This is a genomic window from Neisseria sp. P0007.S010, assembly GCF_051962875.1.
Taxonomy (GTDB): Bacteria; Pseudomonadota; Gammaproteobacteria; order Burkholderiales; family Neisseriaceae; genus Neisseria; species Neisseria subflava_A.
This window is the reverse complement of the sequence record NZ_JBQCUX010000012.1, coordinates 1-15,732: the sequence shown is the minus strand read 5'-3', so window position 1 is coordinate 15,732 and position 15,732 is coordinate 1. Positions and strand designations below refer to the sequence as shown.

Here is a 15,732-nt window from a genome sequence, read left to right as displayed (position 1 = left end):
AAGGCCAAATATTCTTGATAATCTGTATCATTTGTATGAAAATACCGATTCCTATCAATATTGCCCGGATTTTATCGGGTAATCAACCCAATTACATTTTTATCAGGAGTCTGCAATGAAAACCATCCGTATTCTGGCATTGGCCGCCGCGCTGGCCGCCGTGCCTGCATTTGCATCTGATTTCGGCCATGAACAGGCATTGACCATAGACGGCAAGCCTGCCCATTTGGCAGAAACTTCAGCCCGTATTTTGGCAAACGAAACCCTGACTGCGCCGCAACTGGTCGAAGATATCACTGATGGATTCGGTTCGAAAAAAATTCCAGGTTATAAATTGATGATTATGGGCCGCACTTATTCGGTGGCGGCAGAAACCAAACCGCCGAAAGAGGGCCAAACTCAGTGGCGGGACAATACGTTCATTCATCGCGGCGTAAAACTGTTTGTCGGTATTCCGGTCAAAAACGGCAAGATGGATTTGGCGTCTGCCAGATTGATTAATATCGGCGTGGTTGACGATAACGGTGGTGCTGCGCCTCATGATGAGGGTGAAAAAATCCGTCCGGTCGGCAAACAGCTGATGTCTCCCGATACCAAAGTGGAAAATGCGAAACTCAATATTGCCAAACTGACGTTGCCAAATATGAAATTGGGCGAAACCAGTGGCGGTGGTGTGAAATTGGAAGCATCGGCAACATTGGACGGTAAGCCGATACAGACTAAAATCGACAGCACGTTCTCCCGCTTCTATTCCGCCAAACCAGCCGCTACACGGCCGTTTATGGCAGATGCACGGTTTGTGAAATAATTGAAAAGGCCGTCTGAAATCCAGTTTCAGACGGCCTTTCATTGATAAAGCCGATTCAATACCGCATCATTTTGCTGTCCACCTGCATTGCCCAAGCATCAATACCGCCTTGCAGGTTGTAGAGGTTTTCAAACCCGGCGTCTTCCAAATACATTGCCGTGTGCAGACTGCGGATGCCGTGGTGGCAGTAAATGACGATGGGCAAATCGTCGTCAGGCAGCTCGTTTTGGCGCAGGGGGATGAGGTTCATCGGGATATGAATGGCGGCGGGTAGGGTGCAGATGGCGCGTTCTTCATCGGTGCGGACGTCGAGCAGATGAAATGCGCGGCCTTCGTCCTGCCATTGTTTCAATTCGGTGGGCGAGAGTTGGATAATGTCGGTCATAGGGTCGGGTATAAAAGTATGAGGCCGTCTGAACTTTCAAACGGCCTATTATTTAAAAATCGAAATTGCCGAACGGATTGGTCGATTTGTCTTCCAAGTGTGCCACGACGGTGTCGAACAATACCTTTTCGGAAAACTCATTGCCGTTGCGCGTCAGCAAAAGCGCGCGTTGTACCGGTTTGCGGCCGACGATGACCACCATACGGCCGCCGTCTTTCAGTTGCTCTTTTAAGATTTCAGGCACGCTGTCTACTGCGCCGCCTACATAAATCGCATCAAAAGGAGCGCCTTGCGATGCTTCGGTCAGGCCGTTGTTTTGCACATAATCGACGTTGGTAAAGCCCAATTCGTCCAAAACTTTTTTGGCGCGTTGCTGCTGTTCGGCATCGATGTCATCGGTTACGACTTTGCTGGCCAGTTTGGACAGCAGGGCAGTTGCATAGCCTGAGCCTGTACCGATTTCTAAGACGGTTTCGTCTTTTTTCAGTTTCAAACCTTGAGCCAGGCGGGCAACGACTTTGGGTTCCAACATCTTATGACCATTGGCCAGCGGCAGCTCCATATCCGCATAGGCCAAACCTTGAAAAGCCTCGCCGACAAAATGTTCGCGCTCGATCTCCTCCAAAGCATCCAAAATGTCGAAGTCCAAGACATCCCACGGACGAATCTGCTGTTCAACCATATTGAAACGCGCTTTTTCAAAGTCCATATTTGTGCTCCGTTCAATTCTTAATTTTATCGAAGCATACATTATAAATCCTTGTCGGAGAGTGTGCCATCTTTCAGACGGCCCCGGAGGCCCGTTAATAATTGCCAAGCGCACATATATCCACTAAACTTTCACATTACACGACGCTACAACAAGCAACAACCAACACACGGAGCAATAAAGATGTATCACCAAATCGGAATGTGGGACCAAAAATGGGTTATCGGCAACTGGAAAATGAACGGCCGACTCCAAAACAACAATGCGCTTATGCACCGCTTCCGTGTCATGCCAACCGCAGAACGCGTGTTAATCGGCCTGGCCGCTCCGACCGTTTATCTGTTGCAACTGCACAACGCCATGCAGATTGTTTTGAACAATCGCATCTTGACCTGTGCGCAAGACGTGAGCCGTTTTCCCAATAATGGCGCGTACACCGGCGAAGTGTCCGCCGAAATGCTTGCCGACATCGGTACAGACATCGTCCTCATCGGCCACTCCGAGCGCAGCCTTTATTTCGGCGAGAAAAACGAAATCCAACGCCGCAAAATGGAAAACGTCCTCAACGTCGGCCTGATCCCATTGTTGTGCGTCGGCGAAAGCTTGGAAGAACGCGAAGCCGGTAAAGAACACGAAGTCATTGCTCACCAGCTTTCCATCCTGCAAGGTTTGAACACCAAAAACATCGCCGTTGCCTACGAGCCGGTTTGGGCGATCGGTACAGGCAAAGTCGCCACTGTCGAACAAATCGCCGACATGCACGCATTTATCTACAAAGAAATCTTGTCTTTGTGCGGAAGCGATGTTAAAATCCGCGTTCTTTACGGCGGAAGTGTGAAAGCGGATAACGCAGCCGACATCTTCGCAGTACCTCATGTAGACGGCGCATTGGTTGGTGGCGCGTCATTATCATATGACTCCTTTACCGCCATCATCAACGCAGCACAAGCCTCGTAGAAAACATATGGAAGCCTTTAAAACCCTTATCTGGATTATTAATATTATTTCCGCTCTATTTGTAATCGTGTTAGTATTGCTGCAACACGGTAAAGGCGCGGATGCCGGCGCAACATTCGGTTCCGGCAGTGGTAGCGCGCAAGGCGTATTCGGTTCTGCTGGTAATGCCAACTTCCTCAGCCGCTCGACTGCTATTGCTGCAACATTTTTCTTTGCGACCTGCATGGCAATGGTGTATATTCACACCCATTCCAGTAAGCACGGTTTAGACTTCAGCGATGTGAAGCAGACCCAGCAAGCTCCTAAGCCTGCAACGCCTGCACAAAACAATACAACTCCTGTTGCTCCGAATCCTCAGCAGCAGTAAGACAATTTAATTTATGCCGACATGGTGGAATTGGTAGACACGCTATCTTGAGGGGGTAGTGGCCGTAGGCTGTGCGAGTTCAAATCTCGCTGTCGGCACCACATTAGAAAATCTAACCGCTTTTTAGCGGTTATTTTTTCGTCTTGAGAATCTGCCTTTCATTTATTTTTAGGCCGAGACAGGGAAATACAATGAAGCGTTTGGTTGTCGGCATCAGCGGTGCCAGCGGTTTTCAGTATGGCGTGAAGGCTTTGCAGCTTTTGCGTGAGCATCAGGTAGAAACACATTTGGTGGTTTCGCAAGGGGCGGAGATGACCCGCGCTTTGGAAACGGATTACACCAAAGAAGACGTTTATGCTTTGGCGGATGTCGTACATTCTGTCCGTAATGTCGGGGCAAGTATTGCCAGCGGATCGTTTTTGACGGATGGAATGTTAATTGCGCCGTGTTCAATGAAAACCTTGGCTTCGGTTGCCCATGGATTTGCCGATAATTTGCTCAGCCGTGCGGCGGATGTAACGTTGAAAGAGCGGCGCAAGTTGGTATTGATGGTGCGTGAAGCACCGTTAAACTTGGCGCACATTGAAAATATGCGCCGCGTGACAGAGATGGGCGGTATCGTGTTTCCTCCCGTTCCGGCTTTATATCAGAAGCCCGAATCCATCGAAGATATGATTACACACAGCGTCTCTCATGCTTTGGACTTGTTCGGCATCATTCAAAACGATGTGCCGCGCTGGCAAGGTTGATGTTTCAGACGGCCTGAGCATAAGTTACGACTGAGAAGGAAGATAAAAGCCATGCAAACGATTCCTGCCAATATAGTGAAGTTTTTGAGCAATCATCATGTCGTCAGTATTGCTGCTGCGGAAGAGGGCGAAGTTTGGGCAGCTTGCTGTTTTTATGTGTTTGATGAGGCGAATGCCCGATTGATTGTGCTGACTTCTTTGAAAACGAAGCATGGCGGAATGATGAGTCGTTCTGCCAAAGTAGCCGGTACCATTGCCGGACAACCTGACAGCATCGCAAAAATCAGCGGCATTCAGTTTGCGGCGACTGCCGCTTTGATTGAGGATGAAGCGGATTTGAAAGCGGCGCAGTCTTTGTATTACAAAGCGCATCCTGCTGCTCGAGTGATGAAAAGCGATGTTTGGGCATTGAATTTGGACAGTTTGAAATTCACTGACAATAAATTGGTATTCGCACAAAAAACGTACTGGAATCGCGAGGATTAAGAAAAGGCCGTCTGAAAGATGAAATTTCAGACGGCCTTTGGTAATGTTACAAATTAATCGTGTCCGAGATCGACAGTTTTGTCTTTGTAACGTGTATCAGGAACCAAAACGATTTTCTCGTCCACTTTGCCGATGGCTTTCACGTCTTTGCCCGGATAGTCCAGCTGATGCAGGAAGTAGCGGATACAGTTCAAACGTGCACGTTTTTTGTCATCGGAACGGATGATGACCCAAGGCGCGTCGCCGGTGTGGGTGTGGAAGAACATGGCGTTTTTGGCTTCGGTGTAGTCGTCCCAGCGGTCGAGCGACTGGATATCCACAGGGGATAGTTTCCAGTGTTTCAGTGGGTCGTCACGACGGGAGATGAAGCGACGGAGTTGTTCTTCACGGGATACGGAGAACCAGAATTTGAACAGATGGATGCCGCTGGCAACAAGCATACGTTCCAATTCAGGGGTTTGACGCATGAAGAGCAGGTATTCGTTAGGTTCGCAGAAGCCCATTACGCGTTCTACGCCGGCACGGTTGTACCATGATCGGTCGAAGAATACCATTTCGCCTGCGGTCGGCAGGTTTTGGATGTAGCGTTGGAAATACCATTGGCCGCGTTCGGTAGTGGTTGGTTTCTCTAAAGCAACCACGCGCGCGCCACGCGGATTCAGGTGTTCCATGAAGCGTTTGATGGTACCGCCTTTACCGGCTGCGTCGCGGCCTTCAAACAGGCTGACGATACGCTGACCGGAATCTTTAACCCAGCTTTGTACTTTCAACAATTCGATTTGCAGCTTCTGTTTTTCTTTTTCGTAAACAGAGCGGCGCATACGTTGTTTGTACGGGTAATTGGCAGGAAGCGGTGCACTGCTGGAATCTTCGTCAGTGCCGCGTCCTTCGTGTTCCAAAACAGCCTTTTCGAATACTTGCAGCTGGTCTTGTTTCTCGCCCAGTTCAACATTCTCGAACGGTTCTAATTGGTGGTCTGCCATAAAGTCTCCTTATCGATTAAGTTTTAAATGATATGGTGTGGTATGACTTGATTTTACCTCTTTATGCTGTGTTAGCCTACATAAAATTACACATAAGCAATTTTTTCCGGTTTGTTTGATAATTTTTGTAAAACCAGCGTATAATCAGCCTATTTGTATCATACATCATGCCTTATTTCGCCCTGTTCGACGATGCGTTAAGCGGTCGTGCAAAACTCTATCAAAATCATGTGGAAAGCTGCCTTTTTCATCATAACGAACTGGCGTCGTTGGATGATGTTTTGCAGGCAGGTTGGAAAAAAGGCCTGCATGCAGTGTTGTTTGCAGACTACGAATTCGGATTGCCACTGATGGATATTTCATCCGCGCGCAGTGGCAATTTGCGTTTGCACTGGTTTGCCGATTATTCCGAAATCGATGCCGAAAGCTGGCTGGCCAATCATTCAGACGGCCTTGAGGCAGGTATCTCTACTCCCCGATTCTCCGTATCCGAAGCCGATTATCTCGAGCATATCCGTCAAATCCACGAAGCCATCCGCCGCGGCGATACCTATCAAATCAATTACACCGCACGCCTGCACCTGCAAACTTACGGCAATCCGATTCAGCTTTACCGCCGTTTGCGTCAGCCTGTGCCGTATGCCGTGTTGTCTTGTCTGCCCGACGGGGCAGGGCACGATGCGTGGACTTTGTGTTTTTCTCCCGAACTTTTCCTCAAAATCGATTCGGACGGACTGATCACAACCGAGCCGATGAAAGGCACTGCGCCGATTCTTCATGACGGACAAGATGAACGCCGCGCCGTTGAATTGCAAAATGACCCGAAAAATCGCGCCGAAAATGTGATGATTGTCGATTTATTACGAAACGACCTCGGCAAAATCGCGCAAACGGGCAAAGTACGCGTGCCTGAACCGTTTAAAGTTTCCCGTTTCGGCAGTGTTTGGCAGATGACCAGTGCCATCGAGGCGCAGGTGCTGCCTGATGTTTCGGTTGCCGATACTCTCCGTGCAGCCTTCCCATGCGGCAGTATTACCGGTGCGCCCAAACGCATGAGTATGCAGATTATTGAGTCCCTTGAATCCGAACCGCGCGGTTTGTACACAGGCAGCATCGGCTTTTTACATCCGTGTGATACGGGTTTGGGGTTTGAAGGCGTATTTAATGTTGTGATTCGTACCTTATCCCTGAAACCGGTTTCAGACGGCCTTTATCAAGGTGTTTATGGTGTGGGTTCGGGGATTGTGATTGATAGCGATCCTGAAGCCGAATATCGCGAGTGCGGTTGGAAGGCGCGTTTTCTCAATGAATTGCGGCCTGATTTCGGTATTTTTGAAACCATGCGCGTGGAAGACAAACAATGCCGTTTGCTTGATTTGCATTTAGGCCGTCTGAATAGCTCGGTACAAGCGCTCAATCTAGCTTGGCCTGAAAATGCAATAGAGCAAATCCAACACTATATAGATGCATTGCCAAGTGGGTTATTTAGAGTCAAAGCTGCTTTGTTTTCAAACGGCCTTGCATTGAGCCATGCGGCTGTTTCCGAATTGGATGGGCAACAATACGTCATCTTGAGTGAGCACACATTAAGTCAACGCGATTATCTACGCCGTTTCAAAACCACGCGCCGTGAAATTTTTGACCAAGCATGGAAAACGGCAGAAGGGCAGGGCGCATTTGACAGCCTGTTTTTCAATTCAGACGGCCTTTTGTTAGAGGGCGGAAGAAGCAATGTGTTCGTCAAATATCAAGGACAATGGCTCACGCCGTCTTTGGATTTGGATATTTTGAACGGAGTAATGCGCCAAGCGGTATTGAAGCAACCGCAGCTATATTTAGGTACGGATACAATCAAGGAAACCCACATCACGCGCACCATGTTGGAAAATGCGGAAGAAATCCGCTTGAGTAACGCTTTAAGGGGCATGTTTGCGGTTTCGCTCCGTAAATAAATGGCAATAGTCAAATCATTGTGATTCAAATTGTCGTAAAGCGGCAATATCCGATAGAATACGTCATTTCAACAATGAGGCCGTCTGAAAGGGAAAACAATATGGCAAAAGCAAAAGGTGGATTGGGACGCGGTTTGGATTCGTTGATTTCCAATGCAGTGGACAGCAGCAGTAGCGACCGCCTGACAACGGTTGCCATCGCCGATATTCAGCCCGGCCGTTATCAGGCGCGTGTGCAAATTGATGACGAAGCTTTGCAGGAGTTGGCCGATTCCATTAAAGCGCAAGGCATTATCCAGCCGGTTATCGTACGCGAACGTGGTCTGTCTCAATATGAATTGATTGCCGGCGAACGCCGTTGGCGCGCTTCCCAGTTGGCCGGTTTGACTGAAATTCCCGTCGTCATCAAAACCATCAGCGACGAAACCGCGTTGGCCATGGGTTTGATTGAAAACCTGCAACGTGAAAACCTCAATCCGATTGAAGAAGCGCAAGGTTTGAAACGCCTTGCCGACGAATTCGGCCTGACTCACGAAACCATCGCAAAAGCCGTCGGCAAAAGCCGTAGTGCCATCTCCAACAGCCTGCGTCTGTTGAGTTTGCCTGAGCCGGTTCAGGAAATGCTTTATCAACGTCGTCTGGAAATGGGTCATGCCCGTGCATTGCTGACCTTGCATGTGGTTGACCAATTGGAGTTGGCTCAAAAAGCAGTCAAAAACGGTTGGTCGGTGCGTGAGGTAGAGCGCCGCAGCCAGTTGGCACATCAAAAAGCCAAGCCCGAAGCAGCCAAAACCATCAGCCCGGATATCCGCCGTATTAATGATGCCCTGACCGAGAGATTGGGTGTCAATGCCGAAGTCAAAACCAGTAATCAGAAAAAAGGCAAAATCGTACTGCATTTTGATACGCCGGAAACGTTCGAATATCTGCTGAAACAGTTAGGCATTAATCAAGAGTTTTAACGGTTTGATAAACAGGCCGTCTGAAAAAAATTTTCAGACGGCCTGAGTTTTTGATAAAAGGACTGGTCGTACAGATGCTTACAATACAAATCAAAATCTTCTGTAAAATCTGTGTAGCAACATGTAATTTGTGTTAAACTCCGTTCCTGCAAAGATTTGTTTTATATGTGTTAATCATTTATCTGTGAAAGGTTCACAAAGATTAACATATTGCTTGACGTTAACAAACTTCTTGATTATATTAATTTGCCTTGCGTTTTTGGGGTGTGGAGTACAATGAATCGGATAGTCCCATTGCAAGTAATTGTATTGTTAATAATTTCAGTTGTTTGTGCGTTATTTTCCGGATTGCCCGGCTTCCTCTCTGCTTTGGCGGGAGGATTTTCGTACATTTTGCCTACCCTAGTTGCAGTTTTACTTTTAAAGTTTTCCCGACGAAATCCCGATCTGCAAAGTTCGATGTTTATCGGCGGAGAGGTTTTAAAAGTAGTGCTGTCGCTGGTATCTATGTTGGTCGTTTTTGCGATATGGCATCGATCACTGGTATTTTACCCATTTTTATTGGCGTTTCTTGGCGTCAGTCATTTGGTTTTTTTAGTATTGTTGAGAGTAAAACACTATGGCAGGTGAAACTATGACCGCTGCCGACTACATCAAGCACCACTTGCAAAGCTTGACCAGTATGTCGGATGTTACTCAGGGTCAAGGACTGAAAAACATTGCTGATTTTTCGTTCATTAACCTTGATGCAATCTTTTTTGCCGTTCTGTTGGGCGTAATCGGCAGCTTCCTTTTGTGGCGCGGTGCCAAAAAAGCGACGGCCGGTGTTCCCGGTCGTTTCCAAGCGGCTGTTGAAATTCTGTTTGAATTCGTGGATAACATGTGTAAGAGCATTATCCATAACGAACAATCGCGTAAAGCCGTTGCCCCGTTGGGTCTGACCTTGTTTGTCTGGATTCTCTTGATGAATGCCATGGATATGCTGCCGGTTGATTTGCTGCCGATGGCATGGCAAGGCATTACCGGTAATCATCATGCCCTGTTGCGCGTTGTGCCGACAGCTGACTTGAATACGACTTTGGCTCTGGCGATTGGCGTATTGCTGATCTGTATTTACTACAATGTCAAAATCAAAGGCCTTGGCGGTTGGATTCACGAGTTGTTCTGCGCACCTTTCGGTCCATGGCTTGCTCCGGCCAACTTCCTGCTGAACTTGGTAGAGTTTTTGTCCAAAACCGTATCCCACGGTATGCGGTTGTTTGGTAATATGTATGCCGGTGAGCTGGTGTTCCTGTTGATCGCCCTGTTGGGCGGTGCATGGGCGTCAACCGGCAGTGTCGAAACTTTGGATCCGATTTTATTTGTGTTCCACCTGATTGCCGGTTTGGCTTGGGCGATTTTCCACATTTTGGTCATCACCTTGCAGGCATTTATTTTCATGGCGTTGGCGTTCGTATATATCGGACAGGCGCATGATGCACACTAATCAAGTAGTTTTTTTGTAGTTTGTTTTTTGTAGTTTAACCTTTACTATTTTAAGGAGTTTAAAAATGGGTTTGATTGCTATCGCATGTGGTTTGATCGTTGCCTTGGGCGCATTGGGTGCCTCTATCGGTATTGCAATGGTTGGTTCTAAATACTTGGAATCTTCTGCTCGCCAACCTGAGCTGATCGGTCCGCTGCAAACCAAACTGTTCTTGATCGCTGGTCTGATCGATGCGGCTTTCTTGATCGGTGTGGCTATTGCCCTGTTGTTCGCCTTCGTTAACCCGTTTGGTGGTGCGTAATCAAGACGGAGCGATCCGTTCAGATACAGGCTTGCCGTCTGTTTGATTAACCCAGATACGAAGGTTAAGTAACGTGAATATTAATGCAACCTTATTTGCGCAAATCCTAGTTTTCTTTGGCTTGGTTTGGTTTACGATGAAATTCGTATGGCCTCCGATTGCCAAAGCATTGGATGAGCGTGCCGCAAAAATCGCCGAGGGCTTGGCTGCCGCCGAGCGCGGTAAGAGCGATTTTGAGCAGGCAGAGAAAAAAGTTGCAGAACTTATGGCCGAAGGGCGTAATCAGGTAACCGAAATGGTTGCCAACGCCGAAAAACGTGCTGCGAAAATTGTAGAAGAAGCCAAAGAGCAAGCTTCTCATGAAGCAGCACGCATTGCAGCCCAAGCAAAAGCTGATGTAGAGCAAGAAGTTAACCGTGCACGCGAAGTGTTGCGCGAACAGGTCGCTTCATTGGCTGTTAAAGGTGCGGAATCTATCCTGCGTAAAGAAGTCGATGCTTCCAAACATGCAGATCTGCTCAGTGCCTTAAAACAGGAGCTGTAATCTTATGGCAGAGTTCGCAACGATTGCCAGACCTTATGCGAAAGCATTGTTTAGTCTGGCTCAGGAAAAAAACCAAATCGAGTCTTGGTTGGGCGAACTGAAAGAACTCGCAGCGGTTGTTCAGGATGAGAAAGTCATTGCTTTCATCGAGCAGCCGGAAACGGGAGCTTCCGAAAAGGCAGAAACGCTCAAAGGTCTTGTCGGTATCAAAAATGTCGAATTGGCAAATTTTATTACCGTTTTGGCCGAGCAAAAGCGTTTGCTGGTATTGCCGGAAATTTATGCCCAATATCAAGATTTGACCTTGATACACAACAATACGAAATCGGCAGTAATTTACAGCGCGTATGAGCTCAGTTCTCAGCAGCTGGCCGATGTTACCGATATCCTGACAAAACGCTTCAACAGCAAATTGGATGTGGTAACTAAAGTTGCCCCTGAATTAATCGGCGGCATCAAAGTAGAAGTGGGTGATCAGGTCTTGGATTTGTCCGTACAAGGCAAACTGAATGCTTTGTATGCGACTATGACAAATTAGGAGAGTTTTCATGCAGCTTAATCCTGCTGAAATTAGCGATTTGATTAAAGCCAAAATCGAAAATCTGTCCGTCAATGCAGAAGTGCGTACCCGTGGTACCGTTGTTTCTGTTACAGACGGCATTGTGCGCATTCATGGCTTGTCAGACGCGATGCAAGGTGAGATGCTCGAATTCCCCGGTAACACTTTCGGTCTGGCCATGAACTTGGAGCGCGACTCCGTCGGTGCCGTAGTGTTGGGTGAGTACGAACACATTAAAGAAGGCGATACAGTTACCTGTACCGGCCGTATTTTGGAAGTGCCGATCGGTCGCGAATTGGTTGGCCGCGTAGTTGATGCATTGGGTCGTCCTATCGACGGTAAAGGTCCAATCAATACAACTTTGACTGCTCCAATCGAAAAAATCGCACCGGGTGTGATTGCGCGTAAATCGGTTGACCAACCCATGCAAACCGGCCTGAAAGCCATTGACTCTATGGTTCCGGTTGGTCGCGGTCAACGTGAGCTGATCATTGGTGACCGTCAAACCGGTAAAACAGCCGTAGCACTGGATGCCATCGTTAACCAAAAAGGTACAGGCGTTATCTGTATTTATGTGGCTATCGGTCAAAAAGCATCTTCTATTGCCAACGTAGTACGCAAATTGGAAGAGCATGGCGCGATGGAACATACTATCGTGGTTGCTGCGACTGCTTCTGAAGCCGCTGCGCTGCAATACATCGCTCCTTACTCCGGTTGTACCATGGGTGAATTCTTCCGTGACCGCGGTGAAGATGCATTGATCGTATACGATGACTTGTCTAAACAAGCCGTTGCATACCGTCAAATTTCCCTGCTGCTGCGCCGTCCACCTGGTCGTGAAGCCTATCCTGGCGACGTATTCTACCTGCACTCCCGTCTGTTGGAACGTGCAGCCCGCGTCAGCGAAAACGAAGTTGAAAAACTGACCAATGGCGAAGTAAAAGGCAAAACCGGTTCTCTGACTGCGTTGCCGATTATTGAAACCCAAGCCGGTGACGTATCAGCATTCGTACCAACCAACGTAATTTCGATTACAGACGGCCAAATCTTCTTGGAAACCGACTTGTTCAACGCCGGTATCCGTCCTGCAATCAATGCCGGTATTTCCGTATCGCGCGTAGGTGGTGCGGCACAAACCAAAGTCATCAAAAAACTGGGTGGCGGTATCCGTTTGGCGTTGGCGCAGTACCGTGAATTGGCGGCGTTCTCCCAATTTGCTTCCGATTTGGACGAAGCAACACGCAAACAGCTGCAACACGGTGAAGTGGTTACTGAATTGATGAAACAAAAACAATTCAGCACATTGAACACTGCCGAAATGGCATTGACTTTGTGGGCGATCAACAACGGTTCTTACGCAGATGTTCCGGTATCCAAAGCCTTGGCTTTCGAAGCAGAATTCCTGAGTTTCGTACGTACGCAACATCCTGAGGTTCTGGATGCGATTAATGCATCAGGCGCAATGTCTGACGAAAGCGAAAAAGCATTGACCGAAGCCATGAAATCTTTCAAATCTTCTTACGCTTACCAAGCATAAGTATTGAGATGAAAGGAGTCTGAAATGGCAGTCGGAAAAGAGATTCTCACCAAAATCCGTAGTGTTCAAAATACCCAAAAGATCACTAAAGCGATGCAAATGGTGTCGACCTCTAAAATGCGGAAGACTCAAGACCGGATGCGCTTAGCGCGTCCGTACGCCGAAAAAGTGCGTACAGTGATGAGCCATCTTGCACAGACCAATGCCGATCATGGTATCAAATTGTTGGAGCCACACCGCGAAGTGCGTCGTGCCGGTTTCATTTTGATTACCTCGGATAAAGGTTTGTGCGGCGGCTTGAACGCAAACGTACTGAAAAAGTTTTTGGCGCAAGTTCAAGAGTATCAGGAACAAGGCATCGAAGTCGAAGTCGTGTGCCTGGGTAGTAAAGGTTTGGCTGCATGCCAAAGCATCGGTTTGAACGTTATTGCCAGTGCAACCAATTTGGGCGATACCCCGAAAATGGAAGCGTTGCTTGGCCCTTTGACCGAAATCTTCCAACGTTATGAGAGACATGAATTAGACCGTATCCATATGGTTTACTCACGTTTTATCAACACAATGCGCCAAGAGCCGCGTATGGAAGTTTTGCTGCCTATCGGTGAAAACGTTATTGACGACGGAACAGGTCATTCTTCATTTACTTGGGAATACCTCTACGAGCCGAGCCCTATCGCCGTATTGGAATATTTGGTTCGCCGCTATTTAGAGTCTGTGGTTTATCAGGCATTGAGCGACAACATGGCATCTGAACAAGCCGCGCGTATGGTAGCGATGAAAGCCGCAACCGACAACGCAGGTAATGCCATCAAAGAATTGCGCTTGGTGTACAACAAATCGCGTCAAGCCGCGATTACCACAGAATTGTCAGAAATTGTAGCAGGTGCAGCGGCAGTTTAATGCCGTCTGAAGCCTGAACAGGAAATTAGGATACGATAATGAGCCAAGGCAAAATCGTACAAGTTATTGGTGCGGTGGTTGACGTGGAATTTCCACGCGACGCTATCCCGCATGTTTACGATGCCCTGAAATTGGACGAGAACGGTCTGACTCTGGAAGTTCAACAGCTTCTGGGTGACGGCGTTGTCCGTACTATTGCAATGGGTAGTTCAGACGGCCTGAAACGCGGCATGTCTGTAAGCAATACTGGTGCGCCAATCACTGTGCCGGTAGGTAAAGGTACATTGGGTCGTATTGTCGACGTATTGGGTACGCCTGTTGATGAAGCAGGTCCGATCGATACCGACAAGAGCCGCGCCATTCACCAAACTGCTCCGAAATTCGACGAGTTGTCTTCAACTACCGAATTGCTGGAAACCGGTATTAAAGTGATCGACTTGCTGTGTCCGTTTGCTAAGGGCGGTAAAGTAGGTCTGTTCGGTGGTGCCGGTGTGGGCAAAACCGTGAACATGATGGAATTAATTAACAACATCGCCAAAGCGCACAGCGGTCTGTCCGTGTTCGCAGGTGTGGGTGAACGTACCCGTGAAGGTAACGACTTCTACCACGAGATGAAAGATTCCAACGTATTGGATAAAGTAGCCATGGTGTATGGCCAAATGAACGAACCTCCAGGCAACCGTCTGCGCGTTGCTTTGACCGGTTTGACCATGGCCGAATACTTCCGTGACGAAAAAGACGAAAACGGTAAAGGTCGCGATGTATTGTTCTTCGTTGACAACATCTACCGTTACACTTTGGCCGGTACCGAAGTATCTGCACTGTTGGGCCGTATGCCTTCTGCAGTGGGTTACCAACCGACATTGGCTGAAGAAATGGGTCGTTTGCAAGAGCGTATTACCTCTACCCAAACCGGCTCCATTACTTCCATCCAAGCCGTATATGTCCCTGCGGATGACTTGACTGACCCGTCTCCAGCGACAACTTTCGCCCACTTGGACGCCACCGTCGTATTGAGCCGTGATATTGCATCTTTGGGTATTTACCCGGCAGTTGACCCGCTTGACTCTACTTCACGCCAATTGGATCCGATGGTATTGGGTCAAGAGCACTATGACGTAGCGCGCGGTGTACAGTCTACTCTGCAAAAATACAAAGAATTGCGTGACATTATCGCCATTCTGGGTATGGACGAATTGTCTGACGAAGACAAACTGACTGTGATGCGTGCCCGTAAAATCCAACGCTTCCTGTCTCAACCGTTCCACGTTGCCGAAGTATTTACCGGTTCTCCAGGTAAATACGTTTCATTGCGTGACACCATCGCCGGCTTTAAAGCCATCTTGAACGGCGAATACGACCATCTGCCTGAACAAGCGTTCTATATGGTAGGCGGCATCGAAGAAGCGGCTGAGAAAGCGAAAACCTTAAACTAAGGAGGCCGGCATGAGCACCATGCAAGTTGAAGTGGTTAGTAGCGAGCAAAACATCTATTCGGGCGAGGCCAGCTTTGTAGTGGTTCCGACCGTTCAAGGTGAGCTTGGTATTTATCCACGACACGAGCCGATTATGAGTTTGGTACGCCCCGGCGCATTGCGTTTGACTGTTCCGGGTGAAGCTGAAGAAGTGCTGGTTGCCGTTTCCGGTGGCGTTTTAGAAGTACAGCCTGATAAGATTACCGTATTGGCAGACGTTGCCGTCCGCAGTACCGAAATGGATCAGGCGCGTGCTGAAGCAGCTAAAAAAGCAGCCGAAACTGGTGTTTCTGAAGCCAGAGACGAAAAATCATTGGCCGAAGCGCACAAAGCATTGGCAGCAGCCATTGCCCAGCTGAAAACTTTGGACTACCTTCGTTCGCAAAAAAACAAGTAATGTGGGTTCATCAAGAAAAAGCACAACGAAATGTTGTGCTTTTTTATTTGCCTGAAGATAAGCAGCTTGGCATTGAAATGTCGATAGATGAGTAGATGGAGACCTTTGCAAAATTCCTTTCCCCCAACAGCCGAAACCTAAACACAGGTTTTCGGCTGTTTTTGTTTCGAATATC

General features: G+C 48.2%; 19 protein-coding genes and 1 tRNA gene. 17 read left to right on the top strand and 3 right to left on the bottom strand.

The window, feature by feature from the left end; all coding sequences use genetic code 11:
* Positions 1-115: 115 nt before the first annotated feature.
* Positions 116-808: a hypothetical protein gene (locus ACTHR7_RS09030; protein WP_063068368.1), complete on the top strand. Its 693-nt coding sequence runs from the start codon at positions 116-118 to the stop codon at positions 806-808.
* A 55-nt stretch (positions 809-863) separates the two neighbouring features.
* Here ACTHR7_RS09030 and ACTHR7_RS09025 read toward each other — a convergent pair whose 3' ends face one another.
* Positions 864-1,193 (bottom strand): rhodanese-like domain-containing protein, encoded by a 330-nt coding sequence (locus ACTHR7_RS09025; RefSeq protein WP_107868203.1) that lies wholly within the window; start codon positions 1,191-1,193, stop codon positions 864-866.
* A 52-nt stretch (positions 1,194-1,245) separates the two neighbouring features.
* Positions 1,246-1,902 carry a protein-L-isoaspartate O-methyltransferase family protein gene (locus ACTHR7_RS09020; protein ID WP_440370681.1) on the bottom strand — a complete coding sequence of 219 codons (657 nt, stop codon included), beginning with the start codon at positions 1,900-1,902 and terminating at the stop codon, positions 1,246-1,248.
* A 183-nt stretch (positions 1,903-2,085) separates the two neighbouring features.
* Between ACTHR7_RS09020 and tpiA the strand changes: the two genes are divergently transcribed.
* From tpiA to ACTHR7_RS08995, 5 genes are all read left to right on the top strand, one after another.
* The gene (gene tpiA / locus ACTHR7_RS09015; RefSeq protein ID WP_004519014.1) at positions 2,086-2,859 is read left to right on the top strand and encodes a triose-phosphate isomerase; all 774 of its coding nucleotides are present in this window, start codon (positions 2,086-2,088) and stop codon (positions 2,857-2,859) included.
* A 7-nt stretch (positions 2,860-2,866) separates the two neighbouring features.
* A complete protein-coding gene (gene secG, locus ACTHR7_RS09010) occupies positions 2,867-3,226 on the top strand; it encodes a preprotein translocase subunit SecG (protein WP_293203767.1) in 360 nt (119 codons plus the stop codon).
* Between the two features lie 15 nt (positions 3,227-3,241).
* Positions 3,242-3,327 (top strand) — tRNA-Leu (locus ACTHR7_RS09005).
* A 90-nt stretch (positions 3,328-3,417) separates the two neighbouring features.
* Positions 3,418-3,975, top strand: a complete 558-nt coding sequence (locus ACTHR7_RS09000; protein ID WP_004464450.1) for a UbiX family flavin prenyltransferase — start codon at positions 3,418-3,420, stop codon at positions 3,973-3,975.
* Between the two features lie 51 nt (positions 3,976-4,026).
* Positions 4,027-4,461, top strand: a complete 435-nt coding sequence (locus tag ACTHR7_RS08995; protein ID WP_293203768.1) for a pyridoxamine 5'-phosphate oxidase family protein — start codon at positions 4,027-4,029, stop codon at positions 4,459-4,461.
* 53 nt (positions 4,462-4,514) lie between these two features.
* Here ACTHR7_RS08995 and ppk2 read toward each other — a convergent pair whose 3' ends face one another.
* The gene (ppk2, locus tag ACTHR7_RS08990; protein WP_070583865.1) at positions 4,515-5,444 is read right to left on the bottom strand and encodes a polyphosphate kinase 2; all 930 of its coding nucleotides are present in this window, start codon (positions 5,442-5,444) and stop codon (positions 4,515-4,517) included.
* A gap of 167 nt (positions 5,445-5,611) precedes the next feature.
* Between ppk2 and ACTHR7_RS08985 the strand changes: the two genes are divergently transcribed.
* From ACTHR7_RS08985 to ACTHR7_RS08935, 11 genes are all read left to right on the top strand, one after another.
* On the top strand, positions 5,612-7,396 hold the full coding sequence (locus tag ACTHR7_RS08985; RefSeq protein ID WP_440370680.1) for a chorismate-binding protein: 1,785 nt from the start codon (positions 5,612-5,614) through the stop codon (positions 7,394-7,396).
* Positions 7,397-7,497: 101 nt separating this feature from the next.
* Complete coding sequence (locus ACTHR7_RS08980) at positions 7,498-8,358, top strand: ParB/RepB/Spo0J family partition protein (RefSeq protein WP_039863743.1); 861 nt, start codon at positions 7,498-7,500, stop codon at positions 8,356-8,358.
* 276 nt (positions 8,359-8,634) lie between these two features.
* Complete coding sequence (locus ACTHR7_RS08975) at positions 8,635-8,988, top strand: ATP synthase subunit I (RefSeq protein ID WP_293203771.1); 354 nt, start codon at positions 8,635-8,637, stop codon at positions 8,986-8,988.
* Complete coding sequence (atpB, locus tag ACTHR7_RS08970) at positions 8,978-9,844, top strand: F0F1 ATP synthase subunit A (protein ID WP_049331702.1); 867 nt, start codon at positions 8,978-8,980, stop codon at positions 9,842-9,844. The genes ACTHR7_RS08975 and atpB overlap by 11 nt, the downstream gene beginning before the upstream one ends.
* A gap of 64 nt (positions 9,845-9,908) precedes the next feature.
* On the top strand, positions 9,909-10,145 hold the full coding sequence (gene atpE / locus ACTHR7_RS08965; protein ID WP_003748101.1) for a F0F1 ATP synthase subunit C: 237 nt from the start codon (positions 9,909-9,911) through the stop codon (positions 10,143-10,145).
* A gap of 73 nt (positions 10,146-10,218) precedes the next feature.
* On the top strand, positions 10,219-10,689 hold the full coding sequence (locus tag ACTHR7_RS08960; RefSeq protein WP_003708446.1) for a F0F1 ATP synthase subunit B: 471 nt from the start codon (positions 10,219-10,221) through the stop codon (positions 10,687-10,689).
* 4 nt (positions 10,690-10,693) lie between these two features.
* Positions 10,694-11,227: a F0F1 ATP synthase subunit delta gene (locus tag ACTHR7_RS08955; protein ID WP_003683778.1), complete on the top strand. Its 534-nt coding sequence runs from the start codon at positions 10,694-10,696 to the stop codon at positions 11,225-11,227.
* Between the two features lie 10 nt (positions 11,228-11,237).
* Positions 11,238-12,785 (top strand): F0F1 ATP synthase subunit alpha, encoded by a 1,548-nt coding sequence (gene atpA / locus ACTHR7_RS08950; protein ID WP_036492075.1) that lies wholly within the window; start codon positions 11,238-11,240, stop codon positions 12,783-12,785.
* A 24-nt stretch (positions 12,786-12,809) separates the two neighbouring features.
* Entirely contained in the window at positions 12,810-13,685 is an 876-nt protein-coding gene (gene atpG / locus ACTHR7_RS08945) for a F0F1 ATP synthase subunit gamma (RefSeq protein ID WP_049323104.1), read from the top strand.
* A gap of 38 nt (positions 13,686-13,723) precedes the next feature.
* On the top strand, positions 13,724-15,121 hold the full coding sequence (atpD, locus tag ACTHR7_RS08940) for a F0F1 ATP synthase subunit beta (RefSeq protein ID WP_003683789.1): 1,398 nt from the start codon (positions 13,724-13,726) through the stop codon (positions 15,119-15,121).
* Positions 15,122-15,131: 10 nt separating this feature from the next.
* Entirely contained in the window at positions 15,132-15,557 is a 426-nt protein-coding gene (locus tag ACTHR7_RS08935) for a F0F1 ATP synthase subunit epsilon (protein WP_003683708.1), read from the top strand.
* Positions 15,558-15,732 lie beyond the last annotated feature (175 nt).